Source organism: Pantoea sp. LMR881, assembly GCF_027157825.1.
In the GTDB taxonomy this organism is placed as follows: Bacteria; Pseudomonadota; Gammaproteobacteria; order Enterobacterales; family Enterobacteriaceae; genus Pantoea; species Pantoea haifensis.
Genome location: NZ_JAPVOK010000002.1, coordinates 2390288 through 2404946, shown reverse-complemented (window position 1 = coordinate 2404946; position 14659 = coordinate 2390288). Strand labels below are relative to the sequence as shown.

13 protein-coding genes and 2 pseudogenes are annotated in these 14659 nt (G+C 51.3%); 7 read left to right on the top strand and 8 right to left on the bottom strand.

Going from position 1 to position 14659, the window contains the following annotated elements:
• The first annotated feature begins 22 nt into the window (after positions 1-22).
• Complete coding sequence (gene glpK / locus O3W44_RS13110; RefSeq protein ID WP_269293403.1) at positions 23-1537, top strand: glycerol kinase GlpK; 1515 nt, start codon at positions 23-25, stop codon at positions 1535-1537.
• A gap of 94 nt (positions 1538-1631) precedes the next feature.
• On the top strand, positions 1632-2642 hold the full coding sequence (gene glpX / locus O3W44_RS13105) for a class II fructose-bisphosphatase (RefSeq protein WP_269293402.1): 1011 nt from the start codon (positions 1632-1634) through the stop codon (positions 2640-2642).
• Here the strand turns inward: glpX and emrD are convergent.
• The gene (gene emrD / locus O3W44_RS13100; RefSeq protein WP_269293401.1) at positions 2632-3822 is read right to left on the bottom strand and encodes a multidrug efflux MFS transporter EmrD; all 1191 of its coding nucleotides are present in this window, start codon (positions 3820-3822) and stop codon (positions 2632-2634) included. The two genes, glpX and emrD, sit on opposite strands and share 11 nt — an antisense overlap.
• 272 nt (positions 3823-4094) lie before the next feature.
• On the opposite strand from emrD, the gene fpr reads away from it, so the two are divergent.
• Complete coding sequence (gene fpr, locus O3W44_RS13095; protein ID WP_269293400.1) at positions 4095-4841, top strand: ferredoxin--NADP(+) reductase; 747 nt, start codon at positions 4095-4097, stop codon at positions 4839-4841.
• On the opposite strand, the gene O3W44_RS13090 is transcribed toward fpr, so the two are convergent.
• Positions 4832-5266 carry a DUF805 domain-containing protein gene (locus O3W44_RS13090; RefSeq protein ID WP_269293399.1) on the bottom strand — a complete coding sequence of 145 codons (435 nt, stop codon included), beginning with the start codon at positions 5264-5266 and terminating at the stop codon, positions 4832-4834. The genes fpr and O3W44_RS13090 overlap by 10 nt on opposite strands.
• Before the next feature lie 100 nt (positions 5267-5366).
• Between O3W44_RS13090 and O3W44_RS13085 the strand changes: the two genes are divergently transcribed.
• Complete coding sequence (locus O3W44_RS13085; protein WP_269293398.1) at positions 5367-5957, top strand: YiiQ family protein; 591 nt, start codon at positions 5367-5369, stop codon at positions 5955-5957.
• Between the two features lie 120 nt (positions 5958-6077).
• Positions 6078-6843: pseudogene (gene tpiA, locus O3W44_RS13080) on the top strand (triose-phosphate isomerase).
• On the opposite strand, the gene O3W44_RS13075 reads toward tpiA, so the two are convergent.
• From O3W44_RS13075 to cpxP, 6 genes and pseudogenes are all read right to left on the bottom strand, one after another.
• Entirely contained in the window at positions 6803-7636 is an 834-nt protein-coding gene (locus O3W44_RS13075) for a CDP-diacylglycerol diphosphatase (protein ID WP_269293397.1), read from the bottom strand. The pseudogene tpiA and the gene O3W44_RS13075 sit on opposite strands and share 41 nt — an antisense overlap.
• A 162-nt stretch (positions 7637-7798) precedes the next feature.
• Positions 7799-8788, bottom strand: a complete 990-nt coding sequence (locus O3W44_RS13070; protein WP_269293396.1) for a sulfate ABC transporter substrate-binding protein — start codon at positions 8786-8788, stop codon at positions 7799-7801.
• 138 nt (positions 8789-8926) lie between these two features.
• Complete coding sequence (gene pfkA / locus O3W44_RS13065; RefSeq protein ID WP_269293395.1) at positions 8927-9889, bottom strand: 6-phosphofructokinase; 963 nt, start codon at positions 9887-9889, stop codon at positions 8927-8929.
• A 206-nt stretch (positions 9890-10095) separates the two neighbouring features.
• The gene (gene fieF, locus O3W44_RS13060) at positions 10096-10998 is read right to left on the bottom strand and encodes a CDF family cation-efflux transporter FieF (protein ID WP_269293394.1); all 903 of its coding nucleotides are present in this window, start codon (positions 10996-10998) and stop codon (positions 10096-10098) included.
• Between the two features lie 236 nt (positions 10999-11234).
• Positions 11235-11398: pseudogene (locus tag O3W44_RS13055) on the bottom strand (general stress protein).
• A gap of 495 nt (positions 11399-11893) precedes the next feature.
• Positions 11894-12403, bottom strand: coding sequence for a cell-envelope stress modulator CpxP (gene cpxP / locus O3W44_RS13050; RefSeq protein WP_269293393.1), 510 nt, complete (start codon positions 12401-12403; stop codon positions 11894-11896).
• Positions 12404-12551: 148 nt separating this feature from the next.
• Here cpxP and cpxR point away from each other — a divergent pair, with 148 nt between their 5' ends.
• Entirely contained in the window at positions 12552-13250 is a 699-nt protein-coding gene (gene cpxR, locus O3W44_RS13045) for an envelope stress response regulator transcription factor CpxR (RefSeq protein ID WP_269293392.1), read from the top strand.
• A complete protein-coding gene (cpxA, locus tag O3W44_RS13040; RefSeq protein ID WP_269293391.1) occupies positions 13247-14626 on the top strand; it encodes an envelope stress sensor histidine kinase CpxA in 1380 nt (459 codons plus the stop codon). Before cpxR ends, cpxA begins: the two co-directional genes overlap by 4 nt.
• Positions 14627-14659: the final 33 nt, after the last annotated feature.

The following is a 14659-nucleotide window of genomic DNA, read 5'->3' as shown; positions in this document are numbered from 1 at the left end:
CTTTATCATCAGGAAAGAATTTATGACTACTACCACCGATAAAAAATATATCGTCGCGCTCGATCAGGGCACAACCAGTTCACGTGCGGTGATACTGGATCACGACGCCAACATCGTAGCCGTATCGCAGCGCGAATTTACTCAAATCTACCCTAAAGCGGGTTGGGTTGAGCATGATCCAATGGATATCTGGGCCTCACAAAGTTCAACGCTGGTAGAAGTGCTGGCGCACGCCGACATCCGTTCCGACGAAATTGCGGCAATTGGTATCACTAACCAGCGTGAAACCGCCATCGTCTGGGATAAAGAGACCGGCAAACCGATTTATAACGCCATTGTCTGGCAGGACCCACGTACTGCGGATTACTGTAACAAGTTAAAGAAAGAGGGTCTGGAAGAGTACATCCAGCACACCACCGGTCTGGTGATTAACCCTTATTTCTCCGGTACTAAAGTAAAATGGATTCTGGATCACGTAGAAGGCGCGCGTGAACGTGCGAAACGTGGCGAACTGCTGTTTGGTACGGTTGATACCTGGCTGGTATGGAAAATGACCCAGGGCCGCGTACACATCACGGATTACACCAATGCGTCGCGCACCATGATGTTCAACATTCACAAGCTGGAATGGGATCAGCGCATGCTGGATATTCTCGATATTCCACGTGAAATGCTGCCGGAAGTGAAATCCTCTTCTGAAGTTTACGGCCAGACCAACATTGGTGGTAAAGGCGGAACACGTATTCCTATCGCGGGTATCGCCGGTGACCAGCAGGCTGCGCTGTATGGCCAGCTGTGCGTTCAGCCTGGCATGGCGAAAAACACCTATGGCACCGGCTGCTTTATGCTGATGAACACCGGTACTGAAGCGGTAACGTCAACGCATGGTCTGTTGACAACCATCGCGTGCGGTCCGCGTGGTGAAGTGAACTATGCACTGGAAGGTGCGGTATTCATCGGCGGCGCATCCATTCAGTGGCTGCGTGACGAGATGAAGCTGATCAGCGATTCGGCTGACTCTGAATACTTTGCCATGAAGGTTAAAGACACCAACGGTGTGTATATGGTGCCAGCTTTTACAGGCCTGGGTGCGCCTTACTGGGACCCGTATGCGCGCGGTGCCATCTTCGGTTTGACACGCGGTGCGAATGCTAACCACATCATCCGCGCCACGCTGGAGTCTATCGCTTACCAAACGCGTGACGTGCTGGAAGCGATGCAGAACGACGCCAACACGCGCTTGCAGGCGCTGCGTGTAGATGGTGGTGCGGTTGCCAACAACTTCCTGATGCAGTTCCAGTCTGACATTCTCGGCACGCGCGTTGAACGTCCTGAAGTACGCGAAGTCACTGCGTTGGGGTCCGCTTACCTGGCAGGACTGGCGGTTGGCTTCTGGCAGGATCTGGAAGAGGTTCGTGCCAAGTCAGTTATTGAGCGTGAATTCCGTCCAAGCCTTGAAACCACCGAGCGTAACTATCGTTATGCTGGCTGGAAAAAAGCGGTTGCTCGCGCGCAAGCGTGGGAAGAACAGGAGTAATGCTGTACCGCCCGCATCACATTGATGCGGGCCTTTTCCCCGCCCTCTCCTCGCTGTGCTACACTGCCTGCCTGTTTTTTGTCAGGTAGATGCCATGAAACGAGAACTTGCCATTGAATTTTCCCGCGTAACTGAAGCTGCCGCGCTGGCAGGTTATCACTGGTTAGGTCGTGGAGATAAAAACGCTGCCGACGGCGCCGCTGTTCACGCAATGCGTCAGGTATTAAATACGATCGATATTTCCGGTCAGATTGTAATTGGCGAAGGCGAAATCGACGAAGCGCCGATGCTCTACATTGGTGAAAACGTCGGAACCGGCAATGGCGATGCGGTAGATATTGCGGTCGACCCAATTGAAGGCACTCGCATGACCGCCATGGGCCAGGCCAATGCGCTGGCTGTGCTGGCGGTAGGCGATAAAGGCAGTTTTCTGCACGCGCCTGACATGTATATGGAAAAGCTAATCGTTGGACCCGCCGCACGTGGGCATATCAATCTTGATCTGCCGCTGGAAACGAATCTGAGAAACATCGCCGCCGCCATGAGCAAACCGCTGTCACAGCTGACGGTGTCGATTCTGGCCAAACCGCGCCACGATGCGGTCATTAAACAGCTTCAACAACTTGGCGTGCGTGTTTTCGCCTTTCCGGATGGCGATGTCGCAGCTTCAATCCTGACCTGCATGCCAGACAGTGAAGTGGATGTTCTGTATGGCATCGGTGGCGCGCCTGAAGGCGTAATCTCTGCAGCGGTGATCCGGGCACTGGATGGCGACATGCAAGGAAGGCTGCTGGCCCGTCATCAGGTAAAAGGCGACAGCGATGAGAATCGTCAGTTAGGCGAGCAGGAACTATTGCGCTGCGCTGAAATGGGGATTGAAGCGGATAAAGTCTTAATGCTGGATGCGATGGCGCGTAATGACAATGTGATTTTTGCCGCTACCGGAATCACCAGCGGCGACTTGCTAAAAGGCATTACGCGCCAGGGCAACATCGCCACCAGTGAAACCTTACTGATTCGGGGTAAATCTCGCACTATTCGCCGCATCCAGTCGATTCACTACCTCGACCGCAAAGACGCGGCGCTTCATGCTTTTATCCTGTAACCGGTTGGTTGCCGCGCTCCGGCTGACGTGAGAGCGGCAACCAGCAGAGCAGCATCACCAGCGCGGTGAAAAACATCAGCATACCCAGACTGAACTGATCGCGCTGGGGCATCAACGCTGACATCCAGGCAATCAATCCTGATCCCAGATTCTGCATACCGCCAATCAGTGCGCCTGCGCTCCCTGCCAGCCACGCATAAGGTTCCATTGCGCCAGATGTCGCCAATGGAAACAGCATGCCTGCGCCGAAGAAAAACAGCGCGGCGGGCACCAGCAATGTCCAGATGTTCATGATGCCAAACCATGCCGGAAGCCACATCAACAATCCCGCCAGCAGGCAACTGTTTACCCCGCACCACATCAGACTATGCCATGAACGCTGCTCGCGTCCGGCAAACCAGGCACCAAAAAAAGCAGCCGGAATCGGCAGAATAAACAGAATGCTCACCGTTAAACTGTTCAGGCCTAAAACGCCACCCAGCAGGACACCACAACTGGCTTCAAAGACTGCAATACCCGCCAGCGCACCAATCAGCAAAATGATATAGCGTACAAAATTTGTGTCGCTTAATAATCTGGCGTAACGCTTAAAAAAGGGCGTGACTTCAGCACTGTGCGGACGGGTTTCCGGCAACCAGCGCGCCATAGCCACTGTTACCGCCAGGCACAGTAACAGCAGAAAGGCGAAGCAGGCGTGCCAGCCAAATAGCTGGGTTAACAGCGCACCAATGACCGGTGCCAGCAGCGGACTGACCAGAATGCCCATGTTTAACAGACTGTTGGCCTGACGCAGCGCCTGACCAGAATAGAGATCGCGCGGCATCGTACGGGCCATTACGCCCGCCACGCCTGTTCCCATGCCCTGAATGGCACTGCCAAGCACCAGTACATTGAGTGAGGGCGCTAACAGGGCGGTGATCGCACCGATCATAAAGATCATCATGCCGATCAGGATCACGGGACGACGCCCAACGCTATCGGAAAGCGGACCGTAGATCAGCTGCGATCCTCCATAGGTCATCAAATAAGCCGCCATCACGCGTTGCAACGTGCCGTCGCGCACGTTAAGGGCTTCAGCCATGCTGGCCATTGCCGGAACATAAATGGTTTGTGCCATCTGACCTACGGCAACCAGTACAATCAACATCACCAGCAAAGGGCGATTTTCCAGTTTTTTCATTTTATATGTGCGAGAAAGTTGTCTAAAAAGTAAAGATAAAGCAGCCATTAATCAGGCTGTAACAGGTGACTGGCGGGCAAAATATCAGGATTCAATGACAAAGCGAGTGGCGAGTGAAAAGCAATAAACTTGCACGCGTCAAGTTTATGCACCAGCTTGTAAATGTAGCGCAACAGTTTGTCGATTAGAGCTTTTAACCCTGAGCAGGGTAGAAATCTCACCGTTCAGTCGCGAAGATATTCACACGCCTGAAAATCAACCAAGGAGTGATTATGGCCGAGTGGGTCAATGCGCAAGTAATAGAAGTAAAAAACTGGACGGACGCGCTGTTTAGCCTTCGGGTTCAGGCACCCATTGAGCACTTTACGGCAGGTCAGTTTGCCAAGCTGGCACTGGAAATCGACGGTGAGCGGGTGCAGCGTGCTTATTCCTATGTCAATGCACCTGACGATCCTCTGCTGGAGTTTTATCTGGTGACGGTACCTGAAGGCAAACTGAGTCCGCATCTGCACGCGCTGCGCCCTGGCGATCAGGTTATGCTAACCAAAGAGGCCGCTGGTTTTTTTGTGCTGGATGAAGTGCCGGACTGCAAAACGTTATGGATGCTGGCAACCGGCACCGCGATCGGCCCCTATTTGTCGATTTTGCAACAGGGCGAAGGCCTCGATCGCTTCGAAAACATTGTACTGGTGCATGCGGCGCGCTATGCCGCCGATTTAAGTTTTTTACCACTCATGCAGCAGCTTCAACAAACTTACCGTGGCAAACTTCATATCCAAACGGTGGTCAGTCGTGAAGAGATCGCGGGTTCGCTGACGGGCCGGGTGCCTGCGCTGATTGAAAATGGCGAGCTGGAGCGCGCAGTTGGGCTAACCATGGAGGCGGAAAGCAGCCACATCATGCTGTGCGGCAATCCACAAATGGTGCGTGATACCCAGCAGTTGCTGAAAGAGACGCGCGATATGCGTAAGCATCTCAAACGCAAGCCGGGTCATATGACCAGCGAACATTACTGGTGAGCCGCAGATCGGTAACGCACAGGCAACGTGGCGGTACCAAAGCGATTTTTTCCTTTGGTACCGCGAAACACACCCACATCCAGCAACAGTGCGCCAAAAATAATAAAGGGAATTGCGCGTCCAACCAGCCATGGCAGCACACCGTCTAACATGCTCCAGTTTCCTGCCACCAGCATCCACGCCACAATCAGCAGTAGCGCCCAGTAACCGCGGCGATTGCGATCGTGCAGCCGTTTGACCAACACTGCGCTGGCAGGCCAGAGCAAGCAAACCACACCAAAGGCTGCCATTTGCGTATCAAGCAGATCGTTACCGGCTAAAACAAACAACAGCGTAGTGGATACCAGCCAGACAGCCTGCCAGATCCAAAAGTCGCGTCGCCCTAACCGACCGCGATACGAGAAACACCATTGCTGTATCGTCATGCTTTATCACTCTGCGATAAATTTAAGCCGCCGCGCTTTTGACCTTGCGGATAAAAACCGTTCTAATTTGGAACTGAGTTTACTGGTTAGGATCGACAAAATGAAGAATTTGCCAGGCGCAATGTTGTTGAGTGCTGCGCTGACGGTTCCGGCATTTGCCGCCGACCCACAACCATTGGATCGGGCCGAACATATGCCCGCCGCGCCTTATCTGTTATCTGGCGCACCCACGTTTGATATGTCGATTGGCCAGTTCCGCGAGAAGTATAACGCTGCCAATCCTGCGCTTCCGCTAATGGAATACCGTGCCATCGACAATCGTGGCGACAAAAGCAACCTGACACGAGCTGCCAGCAAGATCAGTGAGACCTTATACGCATCGACTGCACTGGAACCTGGCACCGGTAAAATTAAAACGTTGCAGATTACCTGGCTTCCCTTGCCGGGGCCGGATCAGAGCGCCTCGCAAGCGAAGGCAATGGATTATATGACGGCAATGTTACGCTTTTTCGTCCCGGGTTTGACGCCTGAAGAGGGACGTGAAAAGCTGGAAGGTTTACTGAGTGACGGCAAAGGATCGCACTATTTTGCCCACAACGAAGGCGCGCTGCGCTTTGTGGTCGCTGACAACGGCGACAAGGGCTTAACCTTCGCCATTGAGCCGCTTAAACTGACGCTCGCTACCCCCTGATCGGGCGGGCAAAAATGACGAAAAGCAAAGCCATCGGCACATTTGATCTCTATACTGTCTGGCAGACAACGCTGCCTGCCGGCAGTGCTATTTCATGAATCGCGTTATGCGGAGGATAGAATGCGACATCCACTGGTTATGGGTAACTGGAAACTGAATGGTAGCAAGCAGATGACAGCCGAGTTAATCGACGGTCTGCGCAAAGAACTCTCCGGCGTTGAAGGCTGTGGCGTGGCCATTGCACCACCGACGATTTACCTCGATCAGGCAAAGCACGCTATCTCCGGTAGTCATATCGCTCTGGGTGCGCAGAACGTGGATGTGAATCTGTCTGGCGCATTCACCGGCGAAGTTTCAGCGGACATGCTGAAAGACATCGGCGCGAAATACATCATCATCGGCCACTCCGAGCGTCGTACTTATCATAAAGAGAGCGACGAATTCATCGCGAAAAAAATATGCCGTGCTGAAAGCTGCAGGTTTGACGCCTGTTCTGTGCATTGGTGAAACCGAAGCCGAGAACGAAGCCGGTAAAACGGAAGAAGTCTGTGCTCGCCAGATTGATGCCGTGCTGGAAACGCAAGGTGCAGAAGCATTTAAAGATGCTGTTATCGCTTATGAACCTGTCTGGGCTATTGGCACCGGCAAATCAGCCACCCCAGCGCAGGCGCAGGCTGTCCACAAGTTCATTCGCGATCACATCGCGAAGAAAGATGCCGCAATTGCCGAACAAGTAATCATTCAGTACGGCGGTTCCGTTAATGATAAAAATGCTGCGGAGCTGTTTACTCAACCAGACATTGATGGCGCGCTGGTTGGCGGTGCTTCACTGAAGGCAGATGCTTTCACCGTGATCGTGAAAGCCGCCGCGGCAGCAAAAGCTTAATTTGTGAATAAAGGCGGCGACTAAGCCGCCTTTTTACTGGCGGCAACATTTTACAGCTATGATCCTGCACCTCTTCCGCCGAGCCGCTGTTCAGTAACAGCCAGTTGCGCTCAATCGCCATCAGCACTAAACGCCCATCGGTTAAGCTCGCCATCGCGATTCCATATTTTCCCATCTCCCCGCGTGCCAGCGGCACTTCCGTCGCTAACCGAATAAACGGACTTTGCTGTGCCAGTTCCGCCCTGGTCAGCGTGCGCAACAGATAGCGATGCTTGCGGAGCGTGGCTGTCTGCCACTGCTCATTAAGTGAAGGTGCAAGCGTATCGAGTCGCTGACGCACGTCAGGCCGTAAGCAGGAGATATGAATGTGTAGCTGATTCTGCGTGCGGCCATACTCAGCATTGATAGCTAACGACAGCGCATTATCGTCAATGGGTGCTTTACGCCGCTGCGCCAGCGCATGGCGTTGTTGCCAGGCAAAAAGAAAATAATTCGGCGTGGTGGGATTTAGCAACGACGGACTTTCAATGCCGCTGGTTTTCGTTGTCGGGATAAGAAGATATTGCAGCGGCCCATTGATATCTTTCAGCATCGCATAGCCCTGAGCCAGCACGACACGCTGACAGGGCGCTGGCCGGCCTGTTTGCTGCAAGTTTGGCACGCACTTTTCACTGACAATCTGCCATAAAGCATCGGAATTTTTTTTGAAGTGAGCAGCCGCGATCAGCATCGCTGTAATGATTAATGCAAACAGAATAACAATCAGACTGATGACACGACGACTCGCCCGCATAGCAAAGCTTCCTCTGTCTTAACCAGTTCGCATCCTCGCCTGGCGCACGTTAAATGTCACGCCTGCTTTGTCGCCCTGAACACCCGCAATAACAGTGAAACAAAAAACCCCTACTCACCGGCTGCCCGGCTTTCAGGGTTTAGTGCAGAAAGGCTGTCGCGATTACGGCTTCATCACCTGATCATAGCTGCCGCCATCAGCAAAGTGTGCTTTTTGCGCTTGTGTCCAGCCACCGAACTTGTCGTCAATCGTGAACAGTTTTACCGGGGCAAAGGCGCTGGCAAATTTCTTCGCGATTTCAGCATCACGCGGACGGTAGTAATTCTGCGCGGCAATCGTCTGGCCTTCCGGAGAGTAGAGATATTTCAGGTATTCATCCGCAACTTTGCGTGTATCTTTGTCATCAACAACTTTATCAACCACGGAAACCGTTGGCTCTGCCAGAATCGATTCTTTCGGCGTCACGATTTCAAACTTGTCTTTGCCCAGCTTGTTCACAGCCAGATAGGCTTCGTTTTCCCAGGCAATCAGTACGTCACCAATGCCGCGTTCAACAAACGTATTGGTTGCGCCACGCGCCCCGGAATCCTGTACCTCAACGTTCTTAAATAACGCTTTTACATAAGAGAGTGCTTTAGCCTGATCGCCATTATTGTGGTCAAGCGCCCAACCCCAGGCCGCCAGATAGTTCCAGCGTGCACCGCCAGATGTTTTGGGATTTGGCGTGATAACAGACACACCCGGCTTGATCAGGTCGCTCCAGTCATGAATTCCTTTGGGATTGCCTTTACGGACCAGGAAAACAATGGTGGAAGTGTAAGGCGCGGAATTTTCCGGCAGACGCTTGATCCAGTTTTTATCGATACGTCCGCGTTCAGCAATCGCATCCACATCTGATTGCAGCGCCAGCGTGACGACATCAGCACGAATGCCATTAATGACTGAAGTGGCTTGTTTACCGGAACCGCCGTGCGACTGACGAATGACAACGTTATCACCGGTTTCCTGTTTGTAGTGCGCACTAAACGCTTTGTTGTACTGTTCATACAACTCACGGGTTGGATCATAGGAAACGTTTAATAACTGAATATCCTTCGCCAGTACGCTGGTGGATGCCAGCAAAAGGGTAAAACCGATACTCCACTTGTTCATTGCGCACTCTCCCAATGTCGTTATGGGATAAGCGTGACATAAACCATTCCAGAGCTAAAAGAATTAAAAACAAGCCAATATAACTTGAGGGAATATAGCAGGGATAAAGGGCATGCCCGATGGCACACCCTGGAGAGATTAGTAAAGCTGTTTGGCGGTATCAAGCCAGTCACGTTTAAACGGACGCTTCATGTTTTCGATCGCATCGATGATGTCGTGATGCACCATCTTTTCATTCTGAATTCCAACACAGCGACCACCGTAACCCTGCATCAGCAGTTCAATCGAATAGGCGCCCATGCGCGATGCCAGGATGCGGTCATAAGCACAGGGTGCACCACCGCGTTGAATATGGCCAAGCACCGTTGCACGTGTTTCACGTTTGGTCTCAGATTCGATAAAACGCGCCAAATCGTCGATATCGCAAATGTGCTCAGTGATCGCCACGATTGCATGCTTCTTGCCTTTCGCAATGCCCGCTTTGATTTCAGCTACCAGCTCTTCTCGCGTATACGGGATTTCTGGCAACACGATAAATTCACAGCCACCTGCAATCGCTGCAGCCAGAGTAAGATCGCCACAGTAACGCCCCATTACCTCAACAATCGAAATACGCTGATGTGAAGATGAAGTGTCACGCAAGCGGTCAATGGCTTCGACTACGGTTTCTAAAGCAGTAAAGTAGCCGATGGTATAGTCGGTGCCCGCGACATCGTTATCGATGGTGCCGGGTAAACCAATGCAAGGGAAACCCATTTCCGTCAGGCGTTTTGCGCCCATATAAGAGCCGTCACCGCCAATAACCACTAACGCATCAATACCGCGTTTTTTCATGTTTTCGATAGCAACCTGACGGATCTCTTCGTTGCGGAACTCTGGAAAACGGGCTGAGCCGAGAAAAGTACCGCCGCGATTGATCATGTCTGACACGCTATAGCGGTCAAGATTGATCATGCGATCTTCATACAACCCCAGATAGCCGTCATAGATACCAAAAACTTCCAGTCCTTCACTCAGCGCGGAACGTACAACTCCGCGAATGGCTGCGTTCATGCCAGGGGCGTCGCCGCCGCTGGTCAATACACCGATTTTTTTGATCATGACAACCTCTGGATTGTTCAAAACGAAGGGTTAATCCTGCCTGTCGGGCGCCGCTGAGTATTTTTTGCGATAAGCGCGACACGTGATGGCAGATAGTATATCAAAGGCTTGCTGCTGAATTGATTCAGGTCAGACAAGTTTTCACTATTTTTTGCAGCATTGTTAGCACCACGTCATTTTCTTTCATAATGAATTGATTATTTTAGTTAAAAACCAAATGAATCCTGACGTTCAAGCGGCACTACAGAGCAGGGGTCCTGATGGATGATGACATCCGACCCTGGAAACGCCTTTAGCAGGGCTTTTTCAACCTGATCAGCGACTCTGTGCGCCTGTACTAAAGGCAACTGATCCTCTAACTCCAGATGCAACTGAATAAATTTAGTTGGCCCGGACTGACGTGTACGCACATCATGCACACCCTGTACGCCGGGCCAGTGCGTTGCGATATAAAGAATTTTTTGCCGTTCTTCTTCCGGCAATGCACGGTCCAACAGAGCCTGAACCGCGTCATACCCCATACGAAGTGCGCTGTAGAGAATAAAAGCACCAATACCGAGTGCAAATAATGCATCAGCTCGGGCGAATCCGTATCCGCTCAACACCAGCGCGACCAGAATCGCGCTATTCATAATGACATCAGACTGGTAGTGCAGCATGTCAGCACGAATCGCCTGGCTACGCGTTTTACGTACCACCCAACGTTGAAAAGTGACCAACAAAAGAGTTGAAAACAGCGCCACGATAGTCACTATGATGCCAACAATGGGTGCGCGTAATACATTGGGTGACGCGAGGTGTTGAAGACCTGTCAGAAATAAAAACAGGGCTGAACCAGAAATAAACATGCTCTGAGCCAGTGCAGCCAGCGACTCCGCTTTACCGTGGCCAAATGTATGATCGGCATCCGCAGGTTGCAGTGCATAGCGCACCACCCATAAATTGGTCAGTGATGCGGCAATATCAACCAGTGAATCGACCAAAGCCGCCAGCAAACTCACCGAGCCGGTGTACCACCAGGCAAATATCTTGACGATCAGTAAAGCAGACGCAAGGATCGTGGCTGCTAATGCCGCGCTTTTCACTAATCGAGCATAGGTCGGTTGCATGTCAGGCTCCATATGCTGCGCTAATCGGATGCGTATCCAAAACAGGTAGGGTTAAAGTTTAACACTCGCGTTGCGGTCGCACATGAAAGTGCAATGATGATGAGGGAAGCGTGAGGTGAAATGAAGTGTGTTTTTAGCATGATGCAGATAAAAACGTGCCCCGACCTCGGAAAAAGGACGGGGCATATGGCTTATTTTCATAAGCGCCAAATTAACAGGTTCTGCCAAGATCAGGCTTAACTGCGGCCGCTGCTTTTGCCGCCTTTTTTACCTGCCTCAGAGGCTTTTTCGCGATCGTTTTTAAAGTTACCGCCGCTGCTCTGTCCGCCTTTTTGCCAGCTTCAGACGCTTTCTGCGGGTTCTCTGCGAAATTACCTGAACCACCACGATGTTCTGCCATAATTTACTCCGTTAATAGACTCATTTTGGACTACATGATGTGGTTACTGCTTCCTTTTTCCGAAACATACAGCCTTCCGTGCTGCGACAAAACTAAGTATAGAAGGCAAGCTCCCCTACGCAAGCGAAGCGTTTTATACTTAAATGATTGATTTAAATAATTAAAAAAATTAAAGCCGAATGCTAAATCATTAATTATTAATGGTTTAAATAATTTTAGAAATATTTGGTATTTAATTCACACTACTTTTAAATAAATGAAAAAAATATACAGCACATCAAGCCAGCCATAAAAAACAGAATAATTGTTTCTGTTTTAACCACATAAAACTCATCAGCAGGCCGAGCCTTTAGATTAAAGAACTAAGGAAAGCGGTTAAGACGAAGGCAAGATGATAATCAAAAAATACTACTTAAACGTTGGGCAAAAAAACCCCGCCATCATGGCGGGGAAGACAGGGATGGTGTCTATGGCAAGGAAAACAGGGATACTATGTTACTGGTTACTGCCGGTACTACTCACTGCTTGCAGTTGTGACGCAGACTGCAAATTCGATAATTCACGTAACTCATTAATCCGATGCTGATAATTCTTCTGCAACGTTGCTTGCTGCGCTGGCGTTAACAGGTGATACATCTGATTTCTTACTCGGGCCATCTGAACTTGCTGTTCTACCTGAACGCGGGCAATTTTTTCTGCCTTATCACGGATCGCCGCTTCGTTAAATGTGTCTGCAATCACCAATTCGTGCATGGCTGCGATATCATCAATACTTATCGCCGGACGTTCATGTCGAGCCTGTTGCATCAGGTCACGCATCTGTTGCCGTTGTTGTTCAGTCAACTCGATGCCATCGAACATGTGGCTTTGCGGATTTTGCGTCATACTGCCTGTCGTCAATCCGCCGTGATGCATCTCGTCAATCGTCGTCGTGTCGGCTGCTTCTGCGTTGGCGTGACTGAGAACCATCGCTGAGGCAAATACGACGGCGGTTACCTTGCGCATCGTTTACTCCAGTTCGTTCCGTTTTGCGATTCAACGAGAGCCAGTGTACGGCGAAAGCTGCAAACATCCGTCAGGGGGTGTAAAACTACGTAAAGCGATGGATTGGTGCTGTAGGAACACGGTATTTTGCCTGCGGAGGGCTACAAAAATGAATAAAATCCTGTTGGTAGATGATGACCGCGAATTAACTTCGCTTTTGAAAGAACTTTTAGAAATGGAAGGGTTTGACGTTGTGGTTGCCAGCGATGGTGAACAGGCGTTGAACCTGCTCGACAACTCAATTGATTTGCTTTTACTTGATGTCATGATGCCGAAGAAAAACGGCATCGATACTTTAAAAGAATTGCGCCAGCAGTATCAGACACCTGTGATTATGTTGACCGCACGCGGCAGCGAACTGGACCGGGTTCTTGGTCTGGAACTGGGTGCCGATGACTACTTACCGAAGCCGTTTAACGATCGTGAGCTGGTTGCGCGCATCCGTGCTATTTTGCGCCGCTCAAACTGGAGCGAACAGCAGCAGCAACATGACAACAGCTCGCCAACGCTGGAGGTGGATTGTTTGCGTCTTAATCCGGGCCGTCAGGAAGCCAGTTTTGATAATGAAACGCTGGATCTGACGGGAACCGAATTTACCCTGCTCTATCTTCTGGCTCAGCATCTCGGCCAGGTAGTTTCACGCGAGCATTTGAGTCAGGAAGTGCTGGGCAAGCGTCTAACCCCGTTTGACCGCGCTATTGATATGCATATCTCTAACCTGCGCCGTAAACTGCCAGAGCGCCGCGATGGACATCCATGGTTTAAAACCTTGCGTGGCCGCGGCTATCTGATGGTTTCGGCATCATGATTGGAAGTTTAACAACCCGTATCTTCGCCATCTTCTGGTTAACGCTGGCGTTAGTGTTGATGCTGGTGCTTATGGTGCCCAAACTCGATTCACGTCAAATGACCTCGCTGCTGGAGAGTGAACAGCGGCAAGGCATCATGATTGAGCAACACGTAGAAGCGGAACTGCTGCAGGATCCGCCCAACGATTTGATGTGGTGGCGTCGTCTTTTTCGCGCCGTGGAAAAATGGGCACCTCCAGGTCAGCGTTTGTTGTTAGTGACCAGCGAAGGTCGCGTGATTGGCGCACAGCACAACGAGATGCAAGTGATTCGTAACTTTATCGGGCAGTCCGATAATGCCGATCATCCGCAGAAGAAAAAATATGGCCGCGTAGAGTTAGTCGGGCCTTTTGCCGTACGAGACGGCGAAGATAATTACCAGCTCTATATGATTCGTCCTGCCACCAGTTCACAGCTCGATTTCGTCAACCTGCTGTTTGACCGTCCACTGCTACTGCTGATTGTCACCATGTTAATCAGCTCGCCGCTGTTATTGTGGCTGGCATGGAGCCTGGCGCGTCCGGCGCGCAAACTCAAATATGCCGCAGATGAGGTTGCGAGCGGCAACCTGCGTCAACATCCCGAACTGGAATCTGGCCCGCAGGAATTTTTGGCCGCTGGTGCCAGTTTCAACCAAATGATAAGCGCGCTGGAACGCGTGATGAATGGCCAGCAACGTTTGCTGTCAGATATTAGTCACGAGCTGCGAACACCACTGACCCGCCTACAGTTAGCAACAGCATTACTACGGCGTCGCCACGGTGAAGGTAAAGAACTTGAGCGCATAGAGACGGAAGCCCAGCGTCTGGATGGCATGATCAATGACCTGCTGGTCCTGTCGCGCACACAGCATAAAAACGCGTTGATCAGCGAAGCGATGAAGGCGAACCATTTGTGGAATGGCGTGCTGGAAGATGCCAAATTTGAAGCGGAACAGATGGGTAAAAAGCTGGATATTCCCTATCCTCCTGGCCCGTGGCCGCTTTATGGCAACCCACATGCACTGGAAAGTGCGTTAGAGAATATTGTCCGCAACGCGCTACGCTATTCGCATTCACACATCAGCGTCAGCTTTTCAGTCGATATTGCCGGCATTACAGTCCACGTCGATGATGACGGCCCAGGCGTAAGTGCTGAAGATCGTGAGCAGATTTTCCGCCCTTTCTATCGCACCGATGAAGCACGCGATCGTGAATCGGGCGGCACGGGCTTAGGATTGGCCATTGTTGATACGGCTATACAGCAACATCATGGCTGGGTGAAAGCGGATGACAGCCCGCTCGGTGGCTTGCGTCTGACCATCTGGCTACCACTCTACTCCTCTGCTCGCCAATAATTTGCTATGCTTCGGCCCTCGTTATCGGGGCCT

Bases quoted from the DNA above. Each gene is read 5' to 3' on its own strand.
- glpK (WP_269293403.1), top strand. From the start codon at position 23: ATGACTACTACCACCGATAAAAAATATATCGTCGCGCTCGATCAGGGC.
- glpX (WP_269293402.1), top strand. From the start codon at position 1,632: ATGAAACGAGAACTTGCCATTGAATTTTCCCGCGTAACTGAAGCTGCC.
- emrD (WP_269293401.1), bottom strand. From the start codon at position 3,822: ATGAAAAAACTGGAAAATCGCCCTTTGCTGGTGATGTTGATTGTACTG.
- fpr (WP_269293400.1), top strand. From the start codon at position 4,095: ATGGCCGAGTGGGTCAATGCGCAAGTAATAGAAGTAAAAAACTGGACG.
- O3W44_RS13090 (WP_269293399.1), bottom strand. From the start codon at position 5,266: ATGACGATACAGCAATGGTGTTTCTCGTATCGCGGTCGGTTAGGGCGA.
- O3W44_RS13085 (WP_269293398.1), top strand. From the start codon at position 5,367: ATGAAGAATTTGCCAGGCGCAATGTTGTTGAGTGCTGCGCTGACGGTT.
- O3W44_RS13075 (WP_269293397.1), bottom strand. From the start codon at position 7,636: ATGCGGGCGAGTCGTCGTGTCATCAGTCTGATTGTTATTCTGTTTGCA.
- O3W44_RS13070 (WP_269293396.1), bottom strand. From the start codon at position 8,788: ATGAACAAGTGGAGTATCGGTTTTACCCTTTTGCTGGCATCCACCAGC.
- pfkA (WP_269293395.1), bottom strand. From the start codon at position 9,889: ATGATCAAAAAAATCGGTGTATTGACCAGCGGCGGCGACGCCCCTGGC.
- fieF (WP_269293394.1), bottom strand. From the start codon at position 10,998: ATGCAACCGACCTATGCTCGATTAGTGAAAAGCGCGGCATTAGCAGCC.
- cpxP (WP_269293393.1), bottom strand. From the start codon at position 12,403: ATGCGCAAGGTAACCGCCGTCGTATTTGCCTCAGCGATGGTTCTCAGT.
- cpxR (WP_269293392.1), top strand. From the start codon at position 12,552: ATGAATAAAATCCTGTTGGTAGATGATGACCGCGAATTAACTTCGCTT.
- cpxA (WP_269293391.1), top strand. From the start codon at position 13,247: ATGATTGGAAGTTTAACAACCCGTATCTTCGCCATCTTCTGGTTAACG.